At 64.4% G+C, this 1,102-nt stretch carries 2 protein-coding genes; both read right to left on the bottom strand.

Annotated elements, in window-relative coordinates; genetic code table 11:
- Window positions 1-44: 44 nt before the first annotated feature.
- Complete coding sequence (soxA, locus tag DBV14_RS05460; protein ID WP_124458173.1) at window positions 45-869, bottom strand: sulfur oxidation c-type cytochrome SoxA; 825 nt, start codon at window positions 867-869, stop codon at window positions 45-47.
- A gap of 82 nt (window positions 870-951) precedes the next feature.
- Window positions 952-1,102 (bottom strand): thiosulfate oxidation carrier complex protein SoxZ (locus DBV14_RS05455; RefSeq protein ID WP_185545928.1); only part of this gene is annotated, 151 nt, incomplete at its 5' end.

The raw sequence follows: 1,102 nt of genomic DNA, 5'->3' as shown, positions 1-1,102 counted from the left end.
CAGCAGCGCTCAAAACAACGCGACGAACAAGACAGGAAGTCATCTCAGCGCTTGATAGCCGGCGCAGTAGTCTTGCCACCCTTGCCGTTGACGCCCATGTACACCGCCAACGCCACAGTTACGTCGCTCGCATAGCCGGGGTACGGAAAGCGCTGCTGACGGAAGCAATCGTTCAGTCGGCGTTGCATGCCCCACAACTCGCCCGACGACACGCGGTACGCCGGCCACGCACCGAAGCCTTCGCCGGCGCCCGGGTTCTTTGTCAGGTTCGGCAGGTCTTGCAGGCGGATTCGCTTGCCGTCCGCGCCGTGGCACGTGGCACAGGCAAAGTCGTGCGGACCCGCGCGCAGGAAGAACAGGCGCTTGCCTACTTCGTACGCGCGGCGCTCGCTCGCGTGCGATTGCGGTAGGTTCAGCGGCATGCCCTTCGACTCCGCCGAAATCCACGCCACCAGCCCCTCGATGTTCTTCTGCTCGCCCGTGCCGAACGGCGTTTTCGCGATAGCGGCAGCATCGAAGCCCTGCAGCGTTTCCATGCAGGTCAACAGGCGCGACTCCATGTCCTGCACGCGGCCCGTGTCGGCAAAGTAGCGCGGCAGTTCTGCAAAGGCGCCCTTCACCACGCCCGGGCCCTTGCCCAGGTCGCACTTCTCCATCGATGCCGCCTTGGGGCCGCGCTTCTGTTTCCAGAGGTCCTCGCCCTTGGCCTCGAACAGCTCGGCGGGGTTGCCGTCCTGCAGTAGCGCGCGGTACTCGGCGATGCCTTCGGCCGTGGTCTTTTGCTGCTGCTGTTGTTGTTGCGCCGCCGCGTGCAGCGGAATGCAGCAGCCTGCCAGCACCAGCAGGCTCAGGCATGTGGTCGTTCTCATGGGGCTGCCTCTTCTTCTTTTGGGGAACTGGCCGACTGGCTGGTTCGTTGACTGTCTGACTGACTGGCGAACTGACTGCCAGCTAGCTGACCGTGGCTTCGTCGGTGCGCGTTTCGCCGCGGTTGTCTTTCCAGGTCACGGCGATCTTGTCGCCGGCTTTCGCGCCCTTGAGCGTGAACTGCATGAACGGGTTCTTCGACACCGCCGGGCCCCAGTCGGCCGTGAGCACGGTC

Source organism: Variovorax sp. KBW07 (assembly GCF_003852515.1).
Taxonomy (GTDB): Bacteria; Pseudomonadota; Gammaproteobacteria; order Burkholderiales; family Burkholderiaceae_C; genus Variovorax.
Note: the sequence above shows the minus strand (reverse complement) of the source record. Positions and strands in the feature narration are given on the sequence as shown.

Excerpts from the sequence above, each read along its gene's own strand:
- soxA (WP_124458173.1), bottom strand. The coding sequence starts at position 869 with ATGAGAACGACCACATGCCTGAGCCTGCTGGTGCTGGCAGGCTGCTGC.